General features: G+C 55.9%; 20 protein-coding genes. 13 read left to right on the forward strand and 7 right to left on the reverse strand.

Translation table 11 applies throughout. The features are described from left to right. The first annotated feature begins 60 nt into the window (after positions 1–60). The gene (locus tag HMPREF0201_RS11590; RefSeq protein ID WP_115586360.1) at positions 61–831 is read left to right on the forward strand and encodes a helix-turn-helix domain-containing protein; all 771 of its coding nucleotides are present in this window, start codon (positions 61–63) and stop codon (positions 829–831) included. Here the strand turns inward: HMPREF0201_RS11590 and HMPREF0201_RS11595 are convergent. Continuing rightward, the gene (locus HMPREF0201_RS11595; protein WP_039899334.1) at positions 795–2,216 is read right to left on the reverse strand and encodes an MFS transporter; all 1,422 of its coding nucleotides are present in this window, start codon (positions 2,214–2,216) and stop codon (positions 795–797) included. The genes HMPREF0201_RS11590 and HMPREF0201_RS11595 overlap by 37 nt on opposite strands. 111 nt (positions 2,217–2,327) lie before the next feature. Between HMPREF0201_RS11595 and HMPREF0201_RS11600 the strand changes: the two genes are divergently transcribed. From HMPREF0201_RS11600 to HMPREF0201_RS11625, 6 genes are all read left to right on the forward strand, one after another. Next, positions 2,328–3,203: a helix-turn-helix transcriptional regulator gene (locus HMPREF0201_RS11600; RefSeq protein ID WP_016536852.1), complete on the forward strand. Its 876-nt coding sequence runs from the start codon at positions 2,328–2,330 to the stop codon at positions 3,201–3,203. Between the two features lie 502 nt (positions 3,204–3,705). Further along, entirely contained in the window at positions 3,706–4,200 is a 495-nt protein-coding gene (locus tag HMPREF0201_RS11605; protein WP_016536854.1) for an SH3 domain-containing protein, read from the forward strand. Positions 4,201–4,323: 123 nt separating this feature from the next. After that, positions 4,324–5,286, forward strand: coding sequence for a hypothetical protein (locus HMPREF0201_RS11610; RefSeq protein WP_016536855.1), 963 nt, complete (start codon positions 4,324–4,326; stop codon positions 5,284–5,286). 38 nt (positions 5,287–5,324) lie between these two features. Next, positions 5,325–6,707 carry a serine/threonine protein kinase gene (locus HMPREF0201_RS11615; protein ID WP_016536856.1) on the forward strand — a complete coding sequence of 461 codons (1,383 nt, stop codon included), beginning with the start codon at positions 5,325–5,327 and terminating at the stop codon, positions 6,705–6,707. 177 nt (positions 6,708–6,884) lie between these two features. Continuing rightward, positions 6,885–8,624, forward strand: a complete 1,740-nt coding sequence (treA, locus tag HMPREF0201_RS11620; protein ID WP_016536857.1) for an alpha,alpha-trehalase TreA — start codon at positions 6,885–6,887, stop codon at positions 8,622–8,624. Positions 8,625–8,873: 249 nt separating this feature from the next. After that, a complete protein-coding gene (locus HMPREF0201_RS11625) occupies positions 8,874–11,051 on the forward strand; it encodes a TonB-dependent siderophore receptor (RefSeq protein WP_039898319.1) in 2,178 nt (725 codons plus the stop codon). Positions 11,052–11,114: 63 nt separating this feature from the next. Here the strand turns inward: HMPREF0201_RS11625 and HMPREF0201_RS11630 are convergent, their stop codons facing one another. Next, complete coding sequence (locus HMPREF0201_RS11630) at positions 11,115–11,366, reverse strand: GlsB/YeaQ/YmgE family stress response membrane protein (protein WP_016536859.1); 252 nt, start codon at positions 11,364–11,366, stop codon at positions 11,115–11,117. Positions 11,367–11,602: 236 nt separating this feature from the next. Here HMPREF0201_RS11630 and ycgR point away from each other — a divergent pair, with 236 nt between their 5' ends. Then, positions 11,603–12,334, forward strand: coding sequence for a flagellar brake protein YcgR (gene ycgR / locus HMPREF0201_RS11635; RefSeq protein ID WP_016536860.1), 732 nt, complete (start codon positions 11,603–11,605; stop codon positions 12,332–12,334). Here the strand turns inward: ycgR and emtA are convergent, their stop codons facing one another. After that, on the reverse strand, positions 12,335–12,946 hold the full coding sequence (gene emtA / locus HMPREF0201_RS11640; RefSeq protein WP_039898321.1) for a membrane-bound lytic murein transglycosylase EmtA: 612 nt from the start codon (positions 12,944–12,946) through the stop codon (positions 12,335–12,337). A gap of 95 nt (positions 12,947–13,041) precedes the next feature. Between emtA and ldcA the strand changes: the two genes are divergently transcribed. Then, positions 13,042–13,953 (forward strand): muramoyltetrapeptide carboxypeptidase, encoded by a 912-nt coding sequence (gene ldcA, locus HMPREF0201_RS11645; protein WP_016536862.1) that lies wholly within the window; start codon positions 13,042–13,044, stop codon positions 13,951–13,953. Positions 13,954–14,058: 105 nt separating this feature from the next. Beyond that, on the forward strand, positions 14,059–15,789 hold the full coding sequence (locus tag HMPREF0201_RS11650) for a potassium/proton antiporter (protein WP_039899335.1): 1,731 nt from the start codon (positions 14,059–14,061) through the stop codon (positions 15,787–15,789). Between the two features lie 97 nt (positions 15,790–15,886). Here HMPREF0201_RS11650 and dadX read toward each other — a convergent pair whose 3' ends face one another. Both dadX and HMPREF0201_RS11660 read right to left on the reverse strand, forming a co-directional pair. Beyond that, complete coding sequence (gene dadX / locus HMPREF0201_RS11655; RefSeq protein ID WP_016536865.1) at positions 15,887–16,960, reverse strand: catabolic alanine racemase DadX; 1,074 nt, start codon at positions 16,958–16,960, stop codon at positions 15,887–15,889. Positions 16,961–16,971: 11 nt separating this feature from the next. Beyond that, a complete protein-coding gene (locus HMPREF0201_RS11660) occupies positions 16,972–18,270 on the reverse strand; it encodes a D-amino acid dehydrogenase (RefSeq protein WP_016536866.1) in 1,299 nt (432 codons plus the stop codon). A 325-nt stretch (positions 18,271–18,595) separates the two neighbouring features. Here HMPREF0201_RS11660 and HMPREF0201_RS11665 point away from each other — a divergent pair, with 325 nt between their 5' ends. Next, complete coding sequence (locus HMPREF0201_RS11665; protein WP_039898323.1) at positions 18,596–20,128, forward strand: SpoVR family protein; 1,533 nt, start codon at positions 18,596–18,598, stop codon at positions 20,126–20,128. Positions 20,129–20,176: 48 nt separating this feature from the next. On the opposite strand, the gene fadR is transcribed toward HMPREF0201_RS11665, so the two are convergent. Continuing rightward, positions 20,177–20,896: a fatty acid metabolism transcriptional regulator FadR gene (fadR, locus tag HMPREF0201_RS11670; RefSeq protein ID WP_016536869.1), complete on the reverse strand. Its 720-nt coding sequence runs from the start codon at positions 20,894–20,896 to the stop codon at positions 20,177–20,179. Positions 20,897–21,124: 228 nt separating this feature from the next. Between fadR and nhaB the strand changes: the two genes are divergently transcribed. Both nhaB and dsbB read left to right on the forward strand, forming a co-directional pair. Further along, complete coding sequence (nhaB, locus tag HMPREF0201_RS11675) at positions 21,125–22,690, forward strand: sodium/proton antiporter NhaB (protein ID WP_016536871.1); 1,566 nt, start codon at positions 21,125–21,127, stop codon at positions 22,688–22,690. 145 nt (positions 22,691–22,835) lie between these two features. Further along, positions 22,836–23,366: a disulfide bond formation protein DsbB gene (gene dsbB / locus HMPREF0201_RS11680; protein ID WP_016536872.1), complete on the forward strand. Its 531-nt coding sequence runs from the start codon at positions 22,836–22,838 to the stop codon at positions 23,364–23,366. A gap of 50 nt (positions 23,367–23,416) precedes the next feature. On the opposite strand, the gene HMPREF0201_RS11685 is transcribed toward dsbB, so the two are convergent. After that, entirely contained in the window at positions 23,417–23,656 is a 240-nt protein-coding gene (locus tag HMPREF0201_RS11685; RefSeq protein ID WP_016536873.1) for a putative hemolysin, read from the reverse strand. Positions 23,657–23,679: the final 23 nt, after the last annotated feature.

A 23,679-nucleotide genomic window follows, 5' to 3' on the forward strand; every position in this document is an offset into this window, starting at 1 on the left:
TGCGAAAGAAACACGAACTTCTTTCGCCAATCCGCCATGATTATTTGCTGGAGCGCCACTATGTCAGGATCGCCGCTGCCGACCATCGTCGCTTCGGGAATGTCCCATCCCCGGGGAGATGAGGTAACCTTTCATCACCATTCACAGGGGCAATTGAGCATTGCGCTGCAAGGCACCATCAGGCTGCAAACCGAAAGCGGATGGTGGCTGGCAACGCCGGGTAATGGCATCTGGGTGCCGCCGGGGGTTCCACACAGGGCTGTGTATGCCGAGCAATCGCGGCTCATTAATCTACGCTTTGCCGGAGGGTTTGAGAGCCAGTTGCCCCAGCTTTGCACGCTGGTAGTGGCGTCTACGCTATTAACCGAACTGGCGAAAGAGGCGCTGGCTATTTACGAAACGGGCGAAGCTGACGCTCAGCTCGAGCCTATTTCTCAGTTAATTCACTTTCAGATCCGCAAACATGTGCTGAAAGTGGAGCTGTTTGTGGCCGAAGGGAAGGATAAGCGATTGAGGATAATCACTCAGTTGCTCAGGGAAGATCCGGCCTGCAATAAGACCCTTGATCAACTGGCCGCTCAAGCATTTACCAGCCCACGGACGCTCGGCAGGCTGTTTGAGAATGAAACCGGCATGAGCTTTACCCGCTGGCGCGAGCGGCTGAGGATGATCGGTGCCGTAGAAAAATTGGTTAATGGTGAGCCCATCATCCGGGTGGCCGGAGATATGGGCTATCAAAGTGCCAGCAGCTTTACTACCGCTTTTACCCGAATAATCGGCTCACCGCCTGCACGTTACCTTAAAGCGACCTTAGGGCCAGATAAGAGCTGACGCCGGGTAATGGCCGCAGCGCCCAGCGCGAGCATCATCACAACTTCCACGGCCAGGAAGCCAATCATCGCCAGCGAATAATCCCCGCTTTGCTGGTGCAAATGCAGGAATAATGCCCCGAGAATGGCAGGCCCAAGGCCCAGAGCCGACTGCTGTAAAGTGCTGAGGATGGCGCTCGCCGCTCCGGCATCATTTAGCTCGATGTCACGCATCCCGATGCGGTAGAAACTGTTGACTATCAGCGCCTGCCCGTAGCCCACCACCAGCGTGGCGGGCGCAATGGCCAGCGGCCCGGCATGAACGCCAAAGTGATAAAGCGTCGCTATCAGCCCCAGCAGGCCAGCCACCTGAATGGCTACCCCGCTAAGCAAAATCGTGCTTAGCGAATGGCGAACAATCAGCCTTGGCGCAAACCAGGCCGAGACAAAATAAGAGATACCCATAGCGATAAAACTGTTGCCCGACTGCCAGGGTGCCATGCCCATTCCAGACTGCAACGTCAGCGCCATGCAGAACATAAAGCCCGACCAGCAGGTGAAGAACAGCAGCGCAATCAGCAAGCCGAAGCGAATGCTGCCCAGTTTGAGCAGGCGCGGCGGCAGTAGAGGCTGCAAGCCGCGCTGCTGCTGGCTAAGCGCGCCGACGCGCATCAGATAGCCCAGCGGGAGCGTCGCCGCCAGCATCAGTTGCAGCTGCCACGGCCAATGTAGCTCCGGTCCGAGCGCCATCGGGAACAGCAGGCAGCAGAGCATCAGCGCCAGAGTCAATGTGCCCTGCCAGTCGATACGAGAATGAGCGTCACTCCGGGTTTCGGGAATATAGAAACGGCTAAGCAGCAGCACCAGCAGGCAAATCGGCACGTTAATAAAGAAAGCGTTACGCCACCCCAGCCCGGCAATATCCGCCGAGACCAGCCAGCCGCCGCCCATCTGGCCGATAATAAACGCGATACCGCCTATTCCGCCGTAGAGACTAATGGCGCGGGCGTGCGCCGTCCCCTTCAATGTAACGTGCAGCGTGGCGAGGATCTGCGGCACGATAAGCGCTGCCCCCATACCCTGAAGCGTGCGCGCCGCCAGCAGTTCGCTTACCGACCCGGCTATCCCGCATAGCAAAGAAGCAATGCCGAACAAGGCCACGCCCCAAAGCAAAATGCGCCGCCGGCCGTGGTTGTCGCCCAGCTTGCTGCCTACCGCCAGGCTAACGGCAAACGCCACGCCGTACAGCGCCACAATTAGCTCCAGCTGGGTCGGCGTGGTGCCGAGTGACTGGGTAATAGAGTCCAGCGCAACGTTGGTTATCGAGGTGTCGATTAGCGGCAGCATCTGGCCCGTTAACAACAGCACCAGGCCAGCGCGGCCGGGTGAAACAGGCGAATTATTCATCAGGGACTCCATTGCATAGTTCGGGATACCGACGTAGCATTCCTGATAATTTAACCGGGTACCAGTTCCTGCTTATACTGGTACTGGCACTACTATTCTGGAGTATTTGTGATGCTGCTCACTCAACCGGAGATGCGAACCGGCCCGCTGGACGACAGTCGAAAAATGCTGGCGCTGTTTTTACGCACCCGGCGCGAAAGCCTCGATCCCCAGCGGCTCGGCCTGCCGCGCAGCGGGCGGCGGCGGACGCCGGGTCTGAGGCGTGAAGAAGTTGCGCTACTCGCCGACATCGGCGTGACCTGGTATACCTGGCTTGAGCAGGGGCGTGAGGTAAACCCTTCTTCCGTCGCCATGGCGGCCATTGCCAGCGCGCTCCAGTGCTCCCCGGCGGAAACCCGCCACCTGTTTATTCTCGCCGGATTACCGCCTTCCGAAGCGCCCGCGGCAGCCCAATGTGAAAACCTGAGCCACGCCTCTCGCCGTATGCTGGACGCGCTGATGCCCAACCCGGCCAGTATTCAGAAGCCAAACTTTGACATCCTTGGCTATAACACGCACTTTTGCCGCCTGATGGGCGTTAATCTTGACGACGTTGAGCCGGAACATCACAACTGCATTTATCAGTATCTGACCAATGAAACCTGGCGCAGCCGGGTAGACTGCAATGAAGATGTGCTCCCGAAGTTCGTGGGCTGGTTCAGGGCGGGAATAACCGAGTATCGGGGCGATCCCCGCTGGGAGGCGCTGCTGGAGCAGTTTTTCAGCGTCTCGCCGGCTTTCCGGACGCTCTGGGAGCAGCGCTACGAAATTCGCAATATTGAAAACCACATTAAGCACTATACACACCCGCAGATTGGCACTTTCGGTATGCAGCAGGTTAACTGGTATTCAGCCCCGCGCGACGGCTCGCGCCTGCTGGTTTATTTACCGATAGATGAAGTTGGAGAGCGCGCTTTGCGGCTATTTTCGGAATTGAAAGACGTTTAGCGATCCGCGCCGGGGCCAAATCGTTTCTGCACTGACCTTTAGACGACAAATCCCGGCATTTTTTTTGATTTAAGAATAACCTCAGGGAAACCCGCCCCGCCCGCAGAGATTGACCAAAGAATGAAATTTATGCCACGGCGAAATAGTTAAATTTATCAAATAAATTCAAAAAATTAGCCTTATTTCACTGTTTATCGCCGCCGTTAGCCAAACCGCCGTTCAATTTTACAACAGGCAAAAATTCCCCTTCGCCCTCACGGCGTGAAACATGCATCCGGCTTATAGGTTACTCAGGTGTTATCTCGCCATTGAATTGTTAACCAGGCTATGTAAAATCACGCTACTATGCTGAAACCACGTAAATTCCTTTAACGCGACGAGCCGATAAAGCCGTTGCACGGTTTTGCGTGGCCGTATCTCACGTCGTGGACCATTTTCCTGTGCGGCGCTCCTGGCATCCCGCGGCGGTTGGGTTTTAACCTTTTTCTCAGGGAACGTCTCAATGAAATTGCGAAGCCTGTTAGTCCTTCTTGTTGTCACTACGGTTGTCGGCTGCAAAGCGCCACCGCCTAAGATGACCGACGACACCATTGTGACCAGCACGGTGAACGGCGTCACCCTTACACACCGCTATATTGTCGAAGCTCCTGGCGAATTTACGCCGGTTGATGCCAGCTATCGCGCACTTTATCCCGGCTCCATTATGAGCAAACCTGACTTTAGCGGTAAGGTGATTGGCCAGCTTGAGAACGGCCAGAGTTATACGGTACTTGGCGAAGTTGAAAATCATTGGTTCGCTATAGCCGAGCAGGATAAGCAGGAGCTGCTGGGCTACGTTCCGCTAAGAGCGCTGGTAAAAAGCGAGCTGTACGCCCAGGCTCTGAAGAAAGATCGCCCACGCCCGCGTCGCGCATCAAAAAAATCAACCTGCGTTGCGGTAGATGACAAAAGCAAAGCGTGCCAGAACGCGGATAGCGGAACCTGGATTATTAATTAAGCTTCCCGCAGGGGAAGCTGATAAAAAGTTGTTTCCGTGAGAGCACGGCGACGGTCAGCCAGGCAGTCTGAGCAGGCATTGATTGTAGCCCTCCCCCCTACACACAGGCTAACAAGGATTTTTATGAAACTCTGGCTTTCGGGTATGGCGCTGCTGTTTGCCTCCACTACCGTTTGGGCAGGGAACTACCGCATCGTTCAATCCCCGTCACAGAAGCTGGACGTCTGGATAGACAACGTCAAAAGCAACTCTCCGCAAAGCTGGTGCGGCAGTGAACTCCCGCTGCGCATCGTGGCCAACGGCGATAAAAACCCTCAGGTTCTGAAAAGCTTTATGCCCCGCCTTGGGGTTTTGCTGGAAAACCAATGCAGCGAGATTGAGCGCGTAAACTGGCAGTTGGAAGATACCGGCGGCACCACCGTCGCCCACGGTACGGCCAGCAAAGCTAAAGATTGGGAGCTCTCGGTTGACTCGCAGCTCTCTTCCCTTGCCGCTACCAGCGAGCGCCCTGAAGATCTTTCTACGCCGTTGGACCGCACGCCGTGGCTGGAATTTACCCTGCAGGATGGCTGCCATTTGCGCACCTTCTGGCAGGGCGATGCCAGCAGCAGCGCGCTGTTTATTCCGAGTAAAGTAAACGGCAAATGTGAAAAGGGCGGCTGGCTAAACGGCAGCAGCGAAGTGGTGCAAAACGCCAGCAACGGCGCACAAAAGCGCATGACGATGTCCTTTGTACACGGTTTCCCGGTGAGCGGCCTTAATCCGGCGGCAGATGCCGACAGCCTGCTTATCACCAGCGTGAATAATGAGCGTATGGTGGTCAGCAATGAGCATGCCCCGCAGAGCTGGCTGATTTTGCCCTACCGCCCGGAAATTAACGGCTGGAAAACCAGCGGCACCGTCGCCGTCGAAGTGCCTCGCGACATGGCTCTCGATGAACAACGCCTCCAGGCGAGGCTAAACGACGTGCGTAAGCTATGGGCTGGCTGGCTGACTCCCAATACCACCATTACGCTGGTGTTGATCGAGTCTCTGCATCCGCAGCTGCGCGATCCGGCAGCCGGTGCGTGGCGCGTCCAAAAATAATCATTTTGCATGTTGCACGATTTCGCGCAGAGAACATCATGACAGATAACGATTTTATTCCCAAAGTGCCCAACGCCCTGCCGCCAGGCTATCGCTTTGATGAATTCGAAATTCAGGAAGCTATCGACGCCAGCATGACCAGCATTTTGTATCGGGCGTGGGATAGCCAGCTCGAGCGGGTAGTCGCGATTCGCGAATACATGCCCAAAGCCTACGTCACGCGCAATGACGTAATGGAACTGGTGCTGCACAGCGAGCGCGATCATCTGGTCTTTGCTACCGGGCTGAACGAATTTATCCAGGAAGCGCGCCAGCTGGCGCATTTTAATCACCCTAATCTGCCTCAGGTATTACGGGTCTGGAGCGATAATAATACCGCCTATCTGATTACGCTTTTCTACAGCGGAGTGAGCCTCGACGAACTGCAAAAACAGCAACCTTCGGTCATCAATGAGGCATGGATCCGCCGCATGCTGCCGATGTTATGCGGCGCGCTGGCCACGCTTCATTCGGCAGATCACCTGCACCGTAATGTGTCGCTAAAGAGCATTCTGATTCAGGATAACGGGTTGCCTATTCTGCTCAATGCCGGGGCTACGCGCCGCGGCCAGGGGGCTTCTCTCGATGAGGGCAACACCTTGCTCCATCCCGGTTTCGCCCCGCTGGAGCAATACACCGGCGATTTGGCAAGCCAGCTTGGCCCGTGGACAGATATCTACGCCGTTGGCGCGGTGCTTTACACGCTGATTGTCGGCAGTGCGCCTCCGGCAAGCGTCGCCCGCAGCATCCAGGACAGTTGCCTGATCCTCGCGGAAAATCACCCTGAAGGTTATTCGCTTAATCTATTGCAGGCGATAGATAAGGCGCTGTCGCTTAAGCCGGAAGACAGACCCCAATCCATCGATGAGTTCGCCGCGCTGCTGGATATCCCGGTTGGCGACGTGCGTGAACTGGTTAGCAATAAAAAAACCGGCACCGCGCTGGTCGCCGTTGAAGAGCCGGAAACCGCAACGGCCCTTCCGCTCTGGCAGCGCCATCGGTCAACGCTGCAAACTGCCGCTGCCGCCGTCGCTGGCCTGGTGGTTGGCGCTCTGCTATTTGGCCGTAGCCCGGAGCCTGCCGCGCCGCAGGTGAGTTCAGCCGAGCCTGTTGTCGCCGCCAGCACAGCGCCTGCCAGCCCGGCACCTGTCGCCGCCGCTCCTGACGGCTCTCTTGCGCGGATTTATATCCGCATGAACGACGGTGAGCAGTTGCTGATTAATGGTAAAGAGCAAAAAGTCACGCCTGCGGCCAACGGTTTCGCCTCATTACAGCTACCCGCCGGGAAGTACCTGCTGACGCTTAGCGGTGGCGAGCAAACAAGAAAGCAAACCATCGTGGTGGCTAACCCCGGCACCTGGTTGGTTAATCCGCAGGGGTGATGATTCGCCACCCGACTTTTTACTCAGCCCCGCATGCGGGGCTTTTTTACGCCGGTAAATAGTCTGGATTTTGCTATTTTGCCACCCACACCCCGCGAAATTCGGAAAATTCAGCTAAGGTTTTCAGAGGGTTGATCGCAACTTACTTGCGTTGCGTCCCGTTAAGGAGATTTCAAGATGATAAAACCCGTTTTGCGCCGATCCCACACGCTATTTCTTGCCGTCCAGGTGGCGCTTACCGGCGCCGTTTTTAGCTTCACGCCGCTTACCGTTAATGCCGCTGAAGAGAGCAAGCCTCAAACCCAGCCCCAGGGGCCTGATGAGCTATTTGGCCCGCTGTTTGTTGATGTTCAAACGGCAAAACTGTTCCCTGACCAAAAAACCTTTGCCGATGCGGTGCCCAAAGGCGACCCGCTGATGATCCTTGCCGATTACCGCATGCAGCGGCGGCTCTCCGGGTTCGATTTACGTCATTTTGTGGAGGTTAACTTTATTCTGCCTCAGGAGCCTGAGAAGTACGTTCCTCCTGCCGGGCAAAGCCTGCGCGAGCATATTGACGGGCTGTGGCCGATACTTACGCACCCGGCAGACAACGTGACTAAATGGGACTCTTTGCAGCCGCTTCCGAAGCAGTATGTGGTTCCCGGCGGGCGCTTTCGCGAGGTTTATTATTGGGACAGCTACTTTACCCTGCTTGGCCTGGCGGAAAGCGGCCAGTGGGATAAAGTGCAGGATATGGTGGACAACTTCGCCCACGAAATTGATAGCTGGGGACATATTCCTAACGGCAACCGCAGCTACTACCTGAGCCGTTCCCAGCCGCCGTTTTTCGCGATGATGGTCGAACTGCTGGCGCAGAAGAAAGGCGATGAGGTCTACAGCACTTATCTGCCGCAGTTGAAACAGGAATATGCTTACTGGATGGAAGGCGCAGACGCCCTGAAGCCGGGGGAAGCCCACGAACGGGTGGTAAAACTTAAAGATGGCTCTCTGCTGAACCGTTACTGGGATGACAAAGACACGCCGCGCCCGGAAGCTTACCTCGATGACGTCGCCACTGCGAAAAATACCCCAGCCAGACCGGCAACCGAGATTTATCGCGACCTGCGGGCTGCCGCGGCCTCGGGGTGGGACTTTAGTTCGCGCTGGATGGATAACCCGGCCCAGCTCGGCACCATTCGCACCACCAGCATTGTGCCGGTTGATTTGAACGCCCTGCTCTACCAGCTCGAACAAACTCTCGCTCACGCAAGCCTGATAGCGAAAGATGACGCCGCCGCGAATACCTATAAGCAAGCAGCCGCCGCTCGCCAAAAAGCTATCGAAGCAAACTTGTGGAATGCAAAAGAAGGCTGGTACGCAGACTACGATCTTAAAAGCCATAGCGTGCGTAATCAGCTAACCGCCGCGGCGTTATTCCCACTTTATGTTCATGCGGCTTCCCAGGAGCGGGCGGATAAAGTGGCTAAAGCAACGCGCCAGTCTCTGCTCAAAGCCGGCGGTCTGGCCACCACCAGCGTCAAAACCGGCCAGCAGTGGGATGCGCCAAATGGCTGGGCGCCGCTGCAATGGGTCGCAACCGAAGGCTTACAGAACTATGGGCATAAAGACCTGGCGCTGGAAGTCAGCTTCCGCTTCCTGAACAACGTGCAGCAGGTCTATAACAGCGAACAGAAGCTGGTTGAAAAATATGATGTGTCCACCGCAGGAACCGGCGGCGGCGGCGGTGAATACCCTCTTCAGGACGGATTCGGCTGGACCAACGGCGTCACCCTGAAGATGCTGGATTTACTCTGCGGCACGCAAAAACCGTGCGACAACGCCCCGGATAAATTACCTTCCGCAACTCCGGGGCCGGTAACAGACGCGGCTGCCGGGAAGCCTGCTGCGGCTACGGAACCGGCTCCCACTCGTTAATAATACGGCGGCTGAGGCCGCCTTTTCCTTCCTGAACTATTTCATTTTCAACAATCAGTGGCCTAAATCACCAATCATTTCATGGACTTTACGCGCAAAAAAGATCATAACTTCGCTTGAATGAGATAATAATAACGATAATAATTCGCATTCGAAATCGCATGTAGATACTTTGCGCTTTCCCGCCTTCCGGCACGGCGGTGGAATTCCATCAGGATGATGACCCCAATACTTCCCTGGACAAATAAAATGATAAAGGCTTTTACCGTAAAGCGCTCCGCTTTACTCTGCGCGCTCGCCCTCATCGCCCCTGCATCCGCGCTGGCTGAAGAGACTCTGGTTGTCACGGCGAAACCCGCCGATACCGCTACCTCCCCAACGCTCGGCTACACCGCTACCACCACCCGCGGCGCAACAAAAACCGATGAGCCGCTGATAACTACCGGGCAAAGCATCTCCGTGGTCACCCGTCAGCAGATGGAAGACCAGGGCGCGATGACGATTAACAGCGCCCTTAACTACACGCCGGGCGTGTTCACCGGCTTCTCCGGCGGCGCAACCCGCTACGATACCGTTGCGCTGCGCGGATTCCACGGCGGCGACGTCAACAACATCTTCCTCGACGGCCTGCGCCTGATGAGCGATGCGGGCAGCTTTAACGTCGTTCAGGTCGACCCGTGGTTCCTTGAGCGCCTCGACGTGATTAAAGGCCCTTCTTCCGCGCTCTACGGCCAGACCGTGCCGGGCGGCCTGGTGATGGAAACCTCTAAGCGCCCACAGTTTGTTGAAGAAGGCCACGTACGGGCGATGTACGGCAACCACAATACCAACGGCACCGCTTTCGATTACACCAACGCCATCAACGACCAGTGGGCCTTCCGTATTACCGGCCTGACCAAAAATAGCGATACCCAATACGAAAACACCCGCGACGAACGCTACGCTATTTCACCTTCCTTGCTGTGGCAGCCGGATGATGCAACTTCGCTGGTGCTGAGAGCTTATCTGGAAAAAGATCCTTCAGGCGGTTACCACGGCTCGGTGCCGGGAGACGGCAGCCTGTACACCACCACCGGGCGCAAGCTTGATACCGGCTTCTCCGACGTGCAGCCCGGCGATGACGCCTTCAAGCGCCACCAGCAGATCTACAGCTATGAGTTCGCCCACGCCTTCGACAGCGTATGGTCGTTCCGCTCTAACGCCAGCTACACTCACTCCAACGTAGCGCTGCGCCAGGCTTACCAGATTGGCTGGGCGGATACTCAACACAATGAACTCAACCGCTATTACAGCAGCGAGAACTCATCCCTCGACGCCTGGGCCATCGACAACCAGCTGGAAGCGGACTTCGCCACCGGCGACCTTCAGCATAAAGTTGTGCTGGGCGGCGAATATCATCGATTCACCAACGACCTGACCGACGGTACGGGCTACACCACTAAGCTGAATCCATGGACCGGCGTTTCCGGCGGGGTTGGCGGCTACTATTATTACGATCCGCGCGACACTAGCTACGCGACGATTAATCAGGGGCTGCTGGTGAAATCTGGCCGCCGCCAGTATGAGCAAACCGGGGCGTACCTGCAGGACGAAATGAAGTGGGATCGCTGGCATATGACGCTGTCAGGCCGCTACGACCATCTGACCACCAAAAGCCACCTCGTGGCCCCGGAAATCGACAGCGACGTAACGGATAACCGCAGCGATAACCACTTCAGCGGACGCGCCTCCCTGCTGTATGCCTTCGATAACGGTATTTCGCCTTACGTGAGCTACAGCCAGGCCGTGACGCCGCAGGTGCTTTCCGATGCCCAGGGCAAGCTGCTGAAACCGACAACCGCCGAGCAGTATGAAGCGGGGATTAAATATCAGCCGGTGGGAACCAGCGACCTCTACAGCGCGGCCGTTTACGACCTGACTCAGAAAGACGTCGGCAACCGTAACGTTCAGGGCGGCTACTTCGAGCCTGCCGGGAAGGTTCATTCCCAGGGGCTGGAGCTTGAGGCCCGAACTCAGTTGACCTCTCGCCTGTCCACTATTGCCAGCTATACCCTCAACCGCGTGCGCTACAAAGATGCGATTGACGGCAACGACGGCAACACGCCTTACGTGACCCCAAACCAGATGGCCAGCCTGTGGAGCACGTTCAAAGCAGATTACGGCATCAGTTTCGGGGCTGGTATTCGCTATATTGGCCGCCAGTGGGCCGACAACGAGAATACCCTGCGCGTGCCTTCTACGACCTTATTGGATGCGATGGTTCGCGCCGATATGGGCGCGTGGACGCCGTCGCTGAAAGGCGCGTTTGTGCAGCTTAACGCCACCAACCTGACCGGCCGCGATTATGTTGCAGGCTGCTACGGCACGGGCTATTGCTACTGGGGCGCAGAGCGCTCTGTAATGGCTACCGTTGGCTACGACTTCTAACGCCCGGCGCTAAACGTAAAAACGGCCCCGAAGGGCCGTTTTTTTATAATGTATGACCCGCTGTTACCGTCGAACCATCCTGAAAATTGCCAGCACAATAATGGCGCCAATCACCGCAACAAAGAAGCTCGGCCAGTTGAAGCCGGTTACCGGCCCGCCAAGGTGCAGCGCGGTTGCCACCCAGCCGCCAACTACCGCACCCACTATCCCCAGAATACAGGTAAGGATAATGCCGCCGCCGTCTTTACCAGGCATAATCAGCTTAGCAACCACACCCGCGATGAGACCAAAAATAATCCAGGCCAGGATACCCATTTTAGAACGTCCTCTTCTATATTGTGAGCGTTAGCAGGCTCGCCCTGACGCCATACGCGTCGAGGAAGCCGCCTGCTGTCAGAATGATTATAGCCCTGTTGGCAAAAAATGTGATGCATCTCACCTGGTTATGCTCATTTTCAGACAAAAAAAATCATAAATTTGTATTAAGTTTTACCCGATTTTGCCGATAAGCTTCGATACCACAACCTGAAAACACAACAAGGACTTGAGCCTTGAGTCACTATAACGAGCAGTTTTTGAAGCAGTCCCCTCTGGCTGTATTAGGTGTGCTACGAGACTTACACAAACAGCAGGTTCCTGTCCGGCTTGAATGGTCGAACGGCCAGTTCATCAGCAAAATTCTCGACGTTTCGGCCCAGGGTCTGGTGCTGGACTTCGGTAGCCAGGCGCAGGAAAACCTTTCCGTGCAAAAGGCCACCCACATCGAATTTATCGCCGAAACGCAGGGCGCAAAGGTGGAGTTTTCCCTGCCGGGCCTGAAGGCGATGGAATATCAAAAATTACCGGCGTTTACCACGCCGCTGCCGCCGTCGCTGTGGTTCGTTCAGCGCCGCGAATACTTCCGCATCAGCGCCCCGATGCAGCCGCAATATTACTGCCGTACCGAGCTGCCGGACGGTTCTCAGTTCGCTTTCAGAATGTGTGACCTTTCGCTGGGAGGCCTGGGCGCGCTGGTTGAGGGCGCGCTGCCGCCGGGGCTTTCACCGGGCCTGCGCTTTGGCCGCGTAGAGATGGATCTCGTCGAATGGGGCAAGTTCTATTTTGACATGCAGCTGGTGATGGTGTCGGAGCGTAAAGTGGTGGACAGCAAAAATGAAACCATCTCTACGCCGCGCCTGAGTTTCCGCTTTTTGAACGTCAACCCGGCGGTTGAGCGGGAATTGCAAAAGATTATCTTTTCACTGGAGCGGTCGGCCCGGGAAAAGGCCAACCGCGTTAAATAATCAGATAGCGTTCATGGCCCGCGTCACCTTATACAGGTAGCGCGGTGCCTGCGGCGCAGGGTGATTAGTCTCAATGTGTCGGTAGAATTCGTCCGGGCTGAGGCGGTTTATCTTGTCGATAGCGTCCTGCCGGTCTGAGTCGAAGGTTCTGAGCAGCGCGCCCGCCCCGTTCACGTATGAAACGATCAGCGCATACTGCATCACCTGCGGATCGTTAATCCCTCGCAGAATTCCGTGCTCCAGAATGCTAAGATACGCCGTACCGATATCAATATTGCGCGCCGGATCTCTCAGTTCGCTGTTGGAGGGCTGCCCGCTAAACCCCTGATTGCGATAAACATCTTTACCGGCAGTCGAGGCTTTGATCTGCATCAGGCCGATCGCGTTCGATCCGCTAACCAGTTGAGGATTGCCGCCGGACTCAACGGCGATAATAGCGGTGATCAGACGCGGGCTTACGCCCCACTGCTGCCCGGACTGCTCGGTGAGCGGCATCCACGTCAGCGCTCGCTGGGTGGGAATGGTCGGGTCCCACGGCGCCTGCTGCTGCGGCGAATGGCTGGAACAGCCGGCAAGAAATAGCACCAGAACGATAAACCATCTTAATTTCACGCATCTATCCTTATTGATATGGCTCGCCATAACGGCGATGACAAGCGCTCTCGATAGCGGCATGATAACCAATTCATATTCAGCAAGGAAATGCCATGTCTCTGATTCATTTAATCGCCCCGTCGGGCTATTGCATCAACCAGCAGGCCGCCGCGCGCGGCATCCGCAGGCTTGAAGAGGCCGGGCATCAGGTAACGAATCAGCAGGCCGTAACGAGACGTTTTCAACGCTTTGCCGGAACCGATAGCGAACGCCTGGCAGAGGTAAATCAGCTGGCCTGCCTGCCGCCGGAGACTGATATTGTGCTGGCGGTGCGCGGCGGTTACGGAGCCAGCCGCCTGCTTGAAAGTATTGATTTTGCGCGCATTGGTGCCGCGCTGCGCGCCCGCCCGCAAATTATTTGCGGCCATAGCGACTTTACCGCCATCCAGCTTGGACTACTGGCCCAGTGCGGAGCTATCACCTTCAGCGGGCCAATGCTGGCCGGAAATTTTGGCGCTGATGAGGTGGATGAATACACTTTGCGCCATTTCTGGATGGCGATGCGCGACCCGGAGTTCACCGTTACCTGGCAAAGCGATGCCCCGGCAACGCAAGCCGCTGGCACGCTCTGGGGCGGCAATCTGGCGATGCTAATCTCTTTGATCGGCTCTCCCTGGCTGCCGACGATTCACGGCGGTATCCTGGTGGTCGAGGATATTAATGAGCATCCGTTCCGCGTCGAGCGCATGCTTTTGCAGCTGCACCACGCCGGAATACTGGCGCGCCAGAAAGCGATTATTTTAGGAAGCTTTAACGGTACAACGGCAACGGATTATGACGCAGGATATGATTTCGACGAGATGCGCCGTACCCTACAGCAGCGCTTAAGGGTGCCTATTCTTTCCGGGCTGCCGTTTGGTCACGAACCGCAAACCGTAACGCTGCCTCTCGGTGCTTTTGCCGAACTACAGCACGACGGCCACACCGCCCGCCTGAGCGTTAGCGGCCACCCGGTACTGTGCTAAAGAAAAGAGCTTTAAGCGCCCTTTTTGGGCGTTTAATCCGCAACTTACGTGTTAACCTTTTGCAACACGCTAAACAGAAATATTAGATGAAGGAGAGTGATGATTTTGGACGCAGGGGCGATAGTCAGTCTGTTTATTTTGGGTTCCGTTCTGGTAACTTGCAGTATTTTATTAAGTTCTTTCTCCTCTCGTCTGGGCATCCCCATTCTGGTTATCTTCCTGGCTATCGGCATGCTGGCCGGTATTGATGGTCTGGGCGGTATCCCGTTTGATAATTATCCCTTCGCTTATCTGATAAGTAACCTGGCGCTGGCAGTTATCCTGCTTGATGGCGGGATGCGCACTCAGGCAAGCTCCTTTCGCGTTGCCCTGGGCCCTGCGCTTTCGCTGGCGACCGTTGGCGTACTCATTACCTCGGGGCTGACCGGCCTTGCCGCAGCCTGGCTGTTTCATCTCAACCTGATAGACGGCTTGCTGATAGGCGCTATCGTCGGCTCTACCGACGCTGCGGCGGTGTTTTCGCTGCTGGGTGGGAAAGGCCTGAACGAGCGCGTGGGCGCTACGCTTGAGATTGAGTCCGGCAGTAACGATCCGATGGCGGTATTTCTTACCATCACGCTGATTGAGATGATCCAGCAGCACCAGACGGGCCTGAGCTGGCTTTTCCTGGTCCATATTATTCAGCAGTTCGGCCTGGGTATTGCGCTCGGCCTCGGCGGCGGCTACCTGCTGTTGCAGATGATTAATCGCATTACCCTGCCCCAGGGGCTGTACCCAATGCTGGCGCTCAGCGGCGGTATCATGGTGTTTGGCGTGACCACGGCCCTGGACGGCAGCGGCATTCTGGCGGTTTATCTCTGCGGCTTTGTGATGGGCAACCGCCCAATCCGCAACCGCTTTGGCATCCTGCAAACCTTCGATGGCCTGGCGTGGATGGCGCAAATCGGTATGTTCCTGGTGCTCGGCCTGCTGGTTAACCCCTCCGACCTGCTACCGATTGCGGTTCCGGCGCTGCTGCTTTCTGCCTGGATGATTTTCTTTGCCCGCCCGCTGTCCGTTTTCGCCGGACTGCTGCCGTTCCGCGGCTTTAACCTGCGCGAGCGCGTGTTTATCAGCTGGGTTGGCCTGCGCGGCGCGGTGCCTATCATTCTTGCGGTTTTCCCGATGATGGCCGGGCTGGATAACGCGCGTTTGTTCTTCAACGTGGCATTCTTCGTGGTACTGGTTTCCCTCCTGCTTCAGGGCACATCCCTTGGCTGGGCGGCCAAAAAAGCGAAAGTTGTGGTGCCGCCCGTCGGCTGGCCAGTTTCCCGCGTAGGGCTGGATATTCATCCTGATAACCCGTGGGAGCAGTTTGTTTACCAGCTTAGCGAAGATAAATGGTGCGTGGGCGCGGCGTTACGCGACCTGCATATGCCCAAAGAGACGCGAATCGCGGCGCTGTTCCGGGATAACGCCCTGCTGCACCCGACGGGCAGCACCCGGCTGCGCGAAGGCGATGTGCTCTGCGTCATCGGCCGGGAACGTGACCTGCCTGCGCTCGGCAAGCTATTTAGCCAGTCACCGCCCGTCGATCTCGACCAGCGCTTCTTCGGCGACTTTATTCTGGAAGCCAGCGCGCAGTTCTCTGACGTCGCGATGATTTACGGCCTGACGCTGGATGAGACCGTTGATACTCAGCAGTCGCTGGGTGACTTTGTTCTGGGCATGCTGGGCGGTGCGCCGGTCGTGGGTGACCAGGTAGAGTTTGCCGGAATGATTTGGACGGTTGCCGAAAAAGAAGACAATCTGGTGCGCAAAATTGGCGTCCGCGTGATGGAAGAGGAAGAGGAGTAACATCCCCTCGGCCAGCTCGGGCTCAGGAGAAAACGGCACCTACTCTTCCAATAAGGATTTCATTTAGCCCCCTCTCCCTCACGGGAGAGGGTTAGAGTCACAGACTTACCACCACAGGCACACGCGGCGCTAACGCACACATCAGCTCATAGCCAACGGTTCCCGCCGCGCTGGCAACATCGTCAATCTTGACGTTTCTCCCCCACAGTTCAACCGGGCTGCCGATCCCCGCCTGCGGGCAAGGGGTGAGATCTACGGTTATCATATCCATCGAAACTTTACCCACCACGCGGGTCATTACGCCATCTACCATGATCGGCGTTCCATCCGGTGCGATACGTGGATAACCGTCCGCGTAGCCGCCGGCGACGATGCCGATTCGCTGCTCGCCGCCTGCGGTATAACGGCTGCCGTAGCCTACGGTATCCCCGGATTTTAAGTTCTGAACGCCAATAATTTCGCTGCTCAAAGTCATCACAGGCTGAATGCCGCTGGTGGCAACATCCTGCCACTGGCCGCTCGGGGAGGCGCCATAAAGAATAATTCCGGGGCGAACCCAGTCAAAATGCGCTTCGGGGTGCCACAGGGTCGCCGCCGAGTTAGAAAGCGAGCGCGGGGCGTCGATGCCTTCCGCAGCCTGCTCTATACGCTTCATCGGCTCGATGATGCCTTCCGGCAGCTCCGCATCGGCAAAATGTGCCATCAGCGTAAGCTGCCCAACGTTGTCAACGGAACGCAGCTTCTGCCAGATACCGTGAACGCGATCCGGCGTAAAGCCAAGGCGATTCATCCCGCTGTTGATTTTAAGGTAAACATCCAGCGGCGCGCTTAACTTCGCGTTCGCCAGGGCCTTCACCTGCCAGTTGCTGTGCAGGCTGGTGGTCAGCCGGTACTTATCAAACAATTCGAGTTCGTCGGCGTGGAAGAAGCCTTCCAGCATCAGAATTGGCCCTTTCCAGCCGCGCTCACGCAGCAGGATGGCTTCTTCGAGGTTAAGCATCGCAAAACCATCGGTAGCGCCAAGCGCGGACCAAATCCTGTCCAGGCCGTGCCCATAGGCATTGGCCTTCACGACCGACCAGACCCGGGAATGAGGCGCGGCTCTGCGCACCACATCGAGATTATTGCGCAGCGCGCTGAGACTCAGCGTCGCCACCACAGGACGGGACATGACTGCTCCTTTTAGTTATGTGCGCCGTGAAGATGTTGAGCACCTGACGGCGTAAAGCCCGGCGCATAGCGTGCAACACCCAGATCTTCGCTCGGGATAGCCGGAGTACGCCCGGAAATCAGGTCACTCAGCATCTGGCCGGAACCGCAGGCCATGGTCCAGCCAAGCGTGCCGTGGCCGGTGTTGAGCCACAGATTTTTAAACGGCGTACGGCCTACAACCGGCGTGCCGTCCGGCGTCATCGGGCGCAGGCCGGTCCAGAATGTCGCCTGCTCTACATGCCCGCCGCGCGGATACAGGTCGCGCACCACCATTTCCAGCGTTTCACGGCGAGGTTGCAGCAGTTTGGTATTAAAGCCGACGATTTCCGCCATGCCGCCGACGCGGATTCGGTTATCGAAGCGGGTAATGGCGATTTTGTAAGTTTCATCGAGGATAGTCGAGACCGGCGCGCCCTGCTCGTCGGCAATGGGAATAGTGAGAGAGTAGCCTTTTAGCGGGTAAACAGGGATATCGACAATCCCTTTAAGTAGCCCGGTGGAATAAGAGCCGAAGGCCACGACGTAGGCATCTCCCTTAACCACTTCCTGCCCACACTGTACGCCTGAAATCTGCTGATTTTCACACAACAGACGGTCAACCGGCGTATTGAAACGGAACTCAACGCCCGCCTCAGCCGCCATACGCGCAAGGTTTTGGGTAAACAACTGGCAGTCGCCGGTTTCGTCATTGGGTAAGCGCAGGCCGCCTGTGAGTTTGTGGGCAACATCCGCGAGCGCCGGTTCAACCCGATTCAACTGGCTGGCTTCCAGCAGTTCATACGGCACCCCAGCCTCTTCCAGCACGGCGATATCTTTTGCCGCGCTCTCATACTGCTGCGCGGTGCGGAACAGCTGCAACGTGCCGCCCTGGCGGCCTTCATACTGAATGCCGGTGCTGTGACGTAGCTCTTTCAGGCAGTCCCGGCTGTATTCCGCGAGGCGCACCATGCGGCCTTTGTTTTCCATGTAGTGACGGGTGTCGCAGTTGCGCAGCATCTGCCACATCCATTTGAGCTGAAACTGCGTGCCGTCGAGGCTGATGGCCAGCGGAGCATGGCGCTGGAACATCCACTTGATGGCTTTTAGCGGCACACCAGGAGCCGCCCACGGCGCTGCGTAACCCGGTGAGATTTGCCCTGCATTGGCGGCGCTGGTTTCCTGCGCCGGACCTGATTCGCGATCGATGACGGTGACTTCATGCCCGGCCTGACGTAAATACCAGGCGCTTGCCACGCCGACAACACCACTTCCCAGCACCACAACACGCATATCTGCTCCGCATTTAGCTAAAAGAATAATCTTCTGATTACATATTGATAACTCAGTTGAAAATGTTATTCAACATACGGCTTTATTATGGTGACTAAACTCACATCTTTGCCCGCCAGGACTGGCACGAGATAATTAGCATCTCCTGCGATGGAAAATATTTTCGCCAAAATAAAATGCTGGGCATGCGGCTGAAATCGCGTCATCGGGATCGATAAATCGTGCAGAAAAAATTTTACTTGTCGGCGCTATCTTTCAGGAGTTGTCTATTCTTGAAAGTGAGGCTTTCCATCCAGAGAGAGCCGTAAACAATGAGGGCGCGCTGATGGCTACCGTAACTGATTTCGCCACAAAGGATCCCAACCGTCTGAGTGACGGCCCCGACTGGACGTTCGAGCTACTGGACATCTACCTGGCCGAGATTGACCGGGTAGCAAAGCTCTACCGGCTCGATACCTATCCCCATCAAATTGAAGTGATTACCTCGGAACAAATGATGGACGCCTACTCCAGCGTCGGGATGCCGATTAATTACCCGCACTGGTCTTTTGGCAAGAAATTCATCGAAACCGAGCGCCTGTATAAGCACGGGCAGCAGGGGCTGGCGTATGAAATCGTCATCAACTCTAACCCTTGTATCGCTTACCTGATGGAGGAGAACACCATCACCATGCAGGCGCTGGTCATCGCGCACGCCTGCTACGGCCATAACTCATTCTTTAAAAACAACTATCTGTTCCGCAGCTGGACCGATGCCAGCTCGATAATCGACTACCTTATTTTTGCCAAAAACTACATTACCCAATGCGAAGAACGTTACGGGGTGGATGAAGTTGAGCGCCTGCTTGATTCCTGCCACGCGCTGATGAACTACGGCGTTGACCGCTATAAACGCCCGCAGAAGATTTCTCTGCAGGAGGAGAAGGCTCGCCAGAAGAGCCGGGAAGAGTATCTGCAAAGTCAGGTGAACACGCTGTGGCGTACCCTGCCGCGTAAGGAAGAAGAGAAAACCGCCGAGTCCGCCCACCGCTTCCCTTCAGAGCCGCAGGAGAACCTGCTGTACTTTATGGAGAAGAATGCGCCGCTGCTCGAGCCATGGCAGCGCGAGATCCTGCGCATCGTGCGTAAGGTGAGCCAGTATTTCTATCCGCAGAAGCAGACCCAGGTGATGAACGAAGGCTGGGCGACCTTCTGGCATTACACCATCCTCAACCATCTTTATGATGAAGGAAAAGTCAGCGAGCGTTTTATGCTGGAGTTTCTCCACAGCCATACCAACGTGGTGTTCCAGCCGCCCTACAACAGCCCGTGGTACAACGGCATTAACCCGTATGCTCTTGGCTTCGCGATGTTCCAGGACATTAAACGAATTTGCCAGACGCCGACCGAAGAAGACCGTTACTGGTTCCCGGATATCGCCGGTAAAGACTGGCTGGAAACTCTGCATTTTGCGATGCGCGACTTCAAGGATGAAAGCTTTATCAGCCAGTTCCTGTCGCCCAAGCTGATGCGCGATTTCCGCCTGTTTACCGTGCTGGACGACGACCGCAATAACTATCTCGAGATTGCGGCTATCCATAACGAAGAAGGCTACCGCGAGATCCGCGCCCAGCTTTCGGCCCAGTACAACCTCAGCAATCTTGAGCCGAATATTCAGGTGTGGGATGTGGATCTGCGCGGCGACCGTTCGCTAACGCTGCGCTATATTCCGCATAACCGCGCGCCGCTGGACAAAGGCCGTAAAGAAGTGCTCAAGCATGTGCATCGCCTGTGGGGGTTTGACGTGATTATGGAGCAGCAAAACGCGGATGGCAGCGTGGAGTTGCTTGAGCGTTGCCCGCAGCGAACGTCGCTTTAAGAGACAAAAAAAACGCTTCCGTCTGGAAGCGTTTTTTATTTCAGGCTATTAGCGACCGTGCATCGCTAAGTCACCCGGCAGATTCTTCTGCATCCTGTGCCAGATCTCACCGCTCTCGCGACCGTAGTTACGCACGGTATCAAACACCTGATCGTGAAGGCTCTGCTGGCAGATTTCCGCCAGACGATGATAGAAACCAAGCGCCAGGCTGCGGGCTTCCGGGTTAGAGAAGTAGTGCCGCCCGATACGGGTATACAGCCCTTTCATCCCGTTGAGGATCAGGCCGTAAATTGGGTTCCCGGAGGCAAACGCCAGGCCACGGAAAATGTTGTAATCAAGATCGGCAAACGCATCGGCATGGTCTTCAACCTGGTTGGCTGTCGCCAGCACTTCCTGCGCTTTATCAGGGTGTTGGCGGATCGCCGTGCGGATAAAGATGGTTGAAATATTGGTACGCACCGACAGCAGGTTATCAATAAGCTGCGGCACGCTGTCATGATCGAGACGGGCCAGAGTTTCCAGAATATTCAGACCTGAAGTTTCCCAGAAATTGTTAACCTTGGTCGGCTTGCCGTGCTGGATAGTCAACCAGCCGTCACGGGCAAGGCGCTGTAACACTTCACGCAATGTCGTTCGGGTTACGCCAATAAGCTCTGATAATTCACGTTCTGCCGGGAGAATTGACCCCGGAGGAAAACGACTATTCCAGATGCTTTCTATAATATACTCTTCCGCGAAACCCGCTGGGCTCTGCGCCTTAATGACCATAGTAAGATTTCCATTACTCAGGTTTTGCAAATTGGACTCATCATACCAGATGCCATACGCTCCAGATAGCGGGGGCAAGGGGCAAATGCGGGATCGGTGTTGAATTTTGAGGATAAATGCCTTAACTCGGGATTTTCTGCGGCTTGATAGCCCACCCCATATAGGAGTAACCTGAGAGGTTATTTTCCTATACATCAATATAATACAACGGATAACGGTAACTTAACGATGGAAATGTCTGCGGGGCGGGCTTTGTACCGCAATTTTCTGGGTCAATCTCCTGACTGGTACAAATTAACGCTGATTCTCTTTTTAGTGGTTAATCCGCTGGTCTTTTGGTTTGTCAGTCCATTTATCGCGGGCTGGATGCTGGTTGTGGAGTTTATTTTTACGCTGGCGATGGCACTCAAGTGCTACCCGCTGCTGCCGGGCGGCCTGCTGGCCATCGAAGCGGTTATCGTCGGTATGACCAGCCCCGACCACGTTCGCGCCGAGGTTGTATCTAACCTTGAAGTCCTGCTGCTGCTGATGTTTATGGTCGCCGGGATCTATTTTATGAAGCAGCTTCTGTTGCTGTTGTTCACCCGCCTGCTGCTGGGTATTCGTTCAAAAATAGCGCTTTCGCTGGCCTTTTGCGTGGCTGCCGCTTTTCTCTCCGCTTTCCTCGATGCCTTAACCGTTGTCGCCGTGGTCATCAGCGTCGCGGTCGGCTTCTACAGCATTTACCACCAGGTGGCCTCTGAAGGCACGGAAAGCGGCAATTTGCAGGATGACAGCCGGATTAAAACCGAAAACCGCGAGGTGCTTGAGCAATTCCGCGCCTTCCTGCGCAGCCTGATGATGCATGCGGGCGTGGGAACCGCGCTCGGCGGCGTGATGACGATGGTAGGAGAACCTCAGAACCTTATCATCGCGAAGAATGCCGGCTGGCACTTTGGCGATTTCTTCCTGCGGATGATGCCGGTCACGGTTCCGGTGCTGGTTTGCGGCCTGCTGACCTGCGTGCTGCTGGAGTACTCTAAAGTGCTGGGCTACGGGCAAGTGCTGCCGGAAAAAGTGCGCGGCATTTTGCAGGAGTTTGATACCCGCAGCGCTCAGAAACGTACCCGGCAGGATAAAATGAAACTGCTGATTCAGGCGCTGATCGGCGTCTGGCTAATTATCGCCCTTGCCCTGCACCTTGCGGAAGTCGGCCTGATTGGCCTGTCGGTGATTATCCTGGCGACTTCGCTGTGCGGTGTTACCGACGAGCACGCCATCGGCAAAGCTTTTACCGAGGCGCTTCCGTTTACCGCCCTGCTGACCGTGTTCTTTACCATTGTGGCAGTGATTATCGACCAGCATCTGTTTAGCCCGATCATTCAGTACGTGCTCGCCGCTTCTCCACACTCTCAGCTCTCGCTGTTTTATATCTTTAACGGCCTGCTTTCTTCAATATCGGATAACGTGTTTGTCGGCACCGTTTATATCAATGAGGCAAAAACCGCGCTGCAAAATGGCGCTATCGATATCAAGCAGTTTGAACTGCTGGCGGTGGCTATCAATACAGGTACAAACCTGCCGTCGGTAGCTACGCCGAACGGCCAGGCCGCGTTCCTGTTCCTGCTGACTTCCGCCCTTGCACCGCTGATTCGTCTCTCTTACGGACGAATGGTCGTTATGGCGCTGCCGTATACGCTGGTGCTGACTCTGGTCGGCCTGCTCTGCGTTGAATATACGCTCACGCCGGCAACGGACTGGATGCTTGCCAGCGGCTGGTTAACCACCCCGGAAACCGTGGTTGCACCGCACTAAGGCAATTTAACGGGAAGTCCGCTTCCCGTTACATTTTTTTTCCTTATAAACATCCGATTAGTACGTTATTTTCATCTACGCTACTGGCGCAGAAAAGGATTTGGTTTACACTGCCGATTCTACGCATGCTGCAGGGAAACTGATTATGTTGCGATATTTAAACCAATGCTCCCAAGGACGTACCGCCTGGCTGCTTCTGGCCTTTACGGCGTTTGTTCTTGAAATGGTGGCATTGTGGTTCCAGCACGTTATGGGGCTGAAACCTTGTGTGATGTGTATTTATGAACGCTGCGCGCTGTTCGGCGTGATGGGTGCGGGTCTGGTTGGCGCAATCGCCCCAAAAACGCCGCTGCGCTATGGCGCACTGGCTATCTGGCTGTACAGCGCAGGGAAAGGCGTTCAGCTCGCGTGGGATCACACCATGCTTCAGCTTCATCCGTCGCCGTTTGTGACCTGTGATTTCTTTGCTCGTTTCCCGAGCTGGCTGCCGCTGGATAAATGGCTGCCGCAGGTATTTGTTGCTAACGGCGACTGCTCCGTTCGTCAGTGGGAGTTCCTGTCGCTGGATATGGTGCAGTGGCTGCTGGGGATCTTTGCCGTGTTCCTGGTGATTGCGGTTCTGGTACTGATTGGCCAGTTCTTCAAACCGAAACGCCGCGATTTGTTTGGCCGCTAATTTAGCCGCCCGCAGATAACAATAACCCACCTTTCGGTGGGTTATTGTTTTTATGAATGATCGCGTCGGTACAGCGCCCACTCGTCGATTCGTTCGCCGCCCGGTAGCAGGCAATCGGCTCGCTCGCCCTGCGGCGTTTTCACCGCAATGGATTTTCCGCCTTTCTGCTGGCAGTAAACCGATGCCGGGTTAGCCATTCCGATACTGCCCGGTGGTTTTGGCGCTTCTCGCTCGGCGGTTGCACAGCCGCTTAACAGCAGCATGCCCATTATTATCGTCAGTTTTTTCATTATCCCTCCTGTGAAGAAGGAAT

Source organism: Cedecea davisae DSM 4568, assembly GCF_000412335.2.
Taxonomy (GTDB): domain Bacteria; phylum Pseudomonadota; class Gammaproteobacteria; order Enterobacterales; family Enterobacteriaceae; genus Cedecea; species Cedecea davisae.

What these genes read in the sequence shown, in the direction of transcription:
- HMPREF0201_RS11685 (WP_016536873.1), bottom strand. Translation starts at nt 23,656, where the DNA reads ATGAAAAAACTGACGATAATAATGGGCATGCTGCTGTTAAGCGGCTGT.
- treA (WP_016536857.1), top strand. Translation starts at nt 6,885, where the DNA reads ATGATAAAACCCGTTTTGCGCCGATCCCACACGCTATTTCTTGCCGTC.
- fadR (WP_016536869.1), bottom strand. Translation starts at nt 20,896, where the DNA reads ATGGTCATTAAGGCGCAGAGCCCAGCGGGTTTCGCGGAAGAGTATATT.
- HMPREF0201_RS11600 (WP_016536852.1), top strand. Translation starts at nt 2,328, where the DNA reads ATGCTGCTCACTCAACCGGAGATGCGAACCGGCCCGCTGGACGACAGT.
- HMPREF0201_RS11630 (WP_016536859.1), bottom strand. Translation starts at nt 11,366, where the DNA reads ATGGGTATCCTGGCCTGGATTATTTTTGGTCTCATCGCGGGTGTGGTT.
- HMPREF0201_RS11605 (WP_016536854.1), top strand. Translation starts at nt 3,706, where the DNA reads ATGAAATTGCGAAGCCTGTTAGTCCTTCTTGTTGTCACTACGGTTGTC.
- HMPREF0201_RS11610 (WP_016536855.1), top strand. Translation starts at nt 4,324, where the DNA reads ATGAAACTCTGGCTTTCGGGTATGGCGCTGCTGTTTGCCTCCACTACC.
- ldcA (WP_016536862.1), top strand. Translation starts at nt 13,042, where the DNA reads ATGTCTCTGATTCATTTAATCGCCCCGTCGGGCTATTGCATCAACCAG.
- HMPREF0201_RS11665 (WP_039898323.1), top strand. Translation starts at nt 18,596, where the DNA reads ATGGCTACCGTAACTGATTTCGCCACAAAGGATCCCAACCGTCTGAGT.
- dsbB (WP_016536872.1), top strand. Translation starts at nt 22,836, where the DNA reads ATGTTGCGATATTTAAACCAATGCTCCCAAGGACGTACCGCCTGGCTG.
- HMPREF0201_RS11595 (WP_039899334.1), bottom strand. Translation starts at nt 2,216, where the DNA reads ATGAATAATTCGCCTGTTTCACCCGGCCGCGCTGGCCTGGTGCTGTTG.
- HMPREF0201_RS11625 (WP_039898319.1), top strand. Translation starts at nt 8,874, where the DNA reads ATGATAAAGGCTTTTACCGTAAAGCGCTCCGCTTTACTCTGCGCGCTC.
- HMPREF0201_RS11590 (WP_115586360.1), top strand. Translation starts at nt 61, where the DNA reads ATGTCAGGATCGCCGCTGCCGACCATCGTCGCTTCGGGAATGTCCCAT.
- HMPREF0201_RS11660 (WP_016536866.1), bottom strand. Translation starts at nt 18,270, where the DNA reads ATGCGTGTTGTGGTGCTGGGAAGTGGTGTTGTCGGCGTGGCAAGCGCC.
- dadX (WP_016536865.1), bottom strand. Translation starts at nt 16,960, where the DNA reads ATGTCCCGTCCTGTGGTGGCGACGCTGAGTCTCAGCGCGCTGCGCAAT.
- HMPREF0201_RS11615 (WP_016536856.1), top strand. Translation starts at nt 5,325, where the DNA reads ATGACAGATAACGATTTTATTCCCAAAGTGCCCAACGCCCTGCCGCCA.
- nhaB (WP_016536871.1), top strand. Translation starts at nt 21,125, where the DNA reads ATGGAAATGTCTGCGGGGCGGGCTTTGTACCGCAATTTTCTGGGTCAA.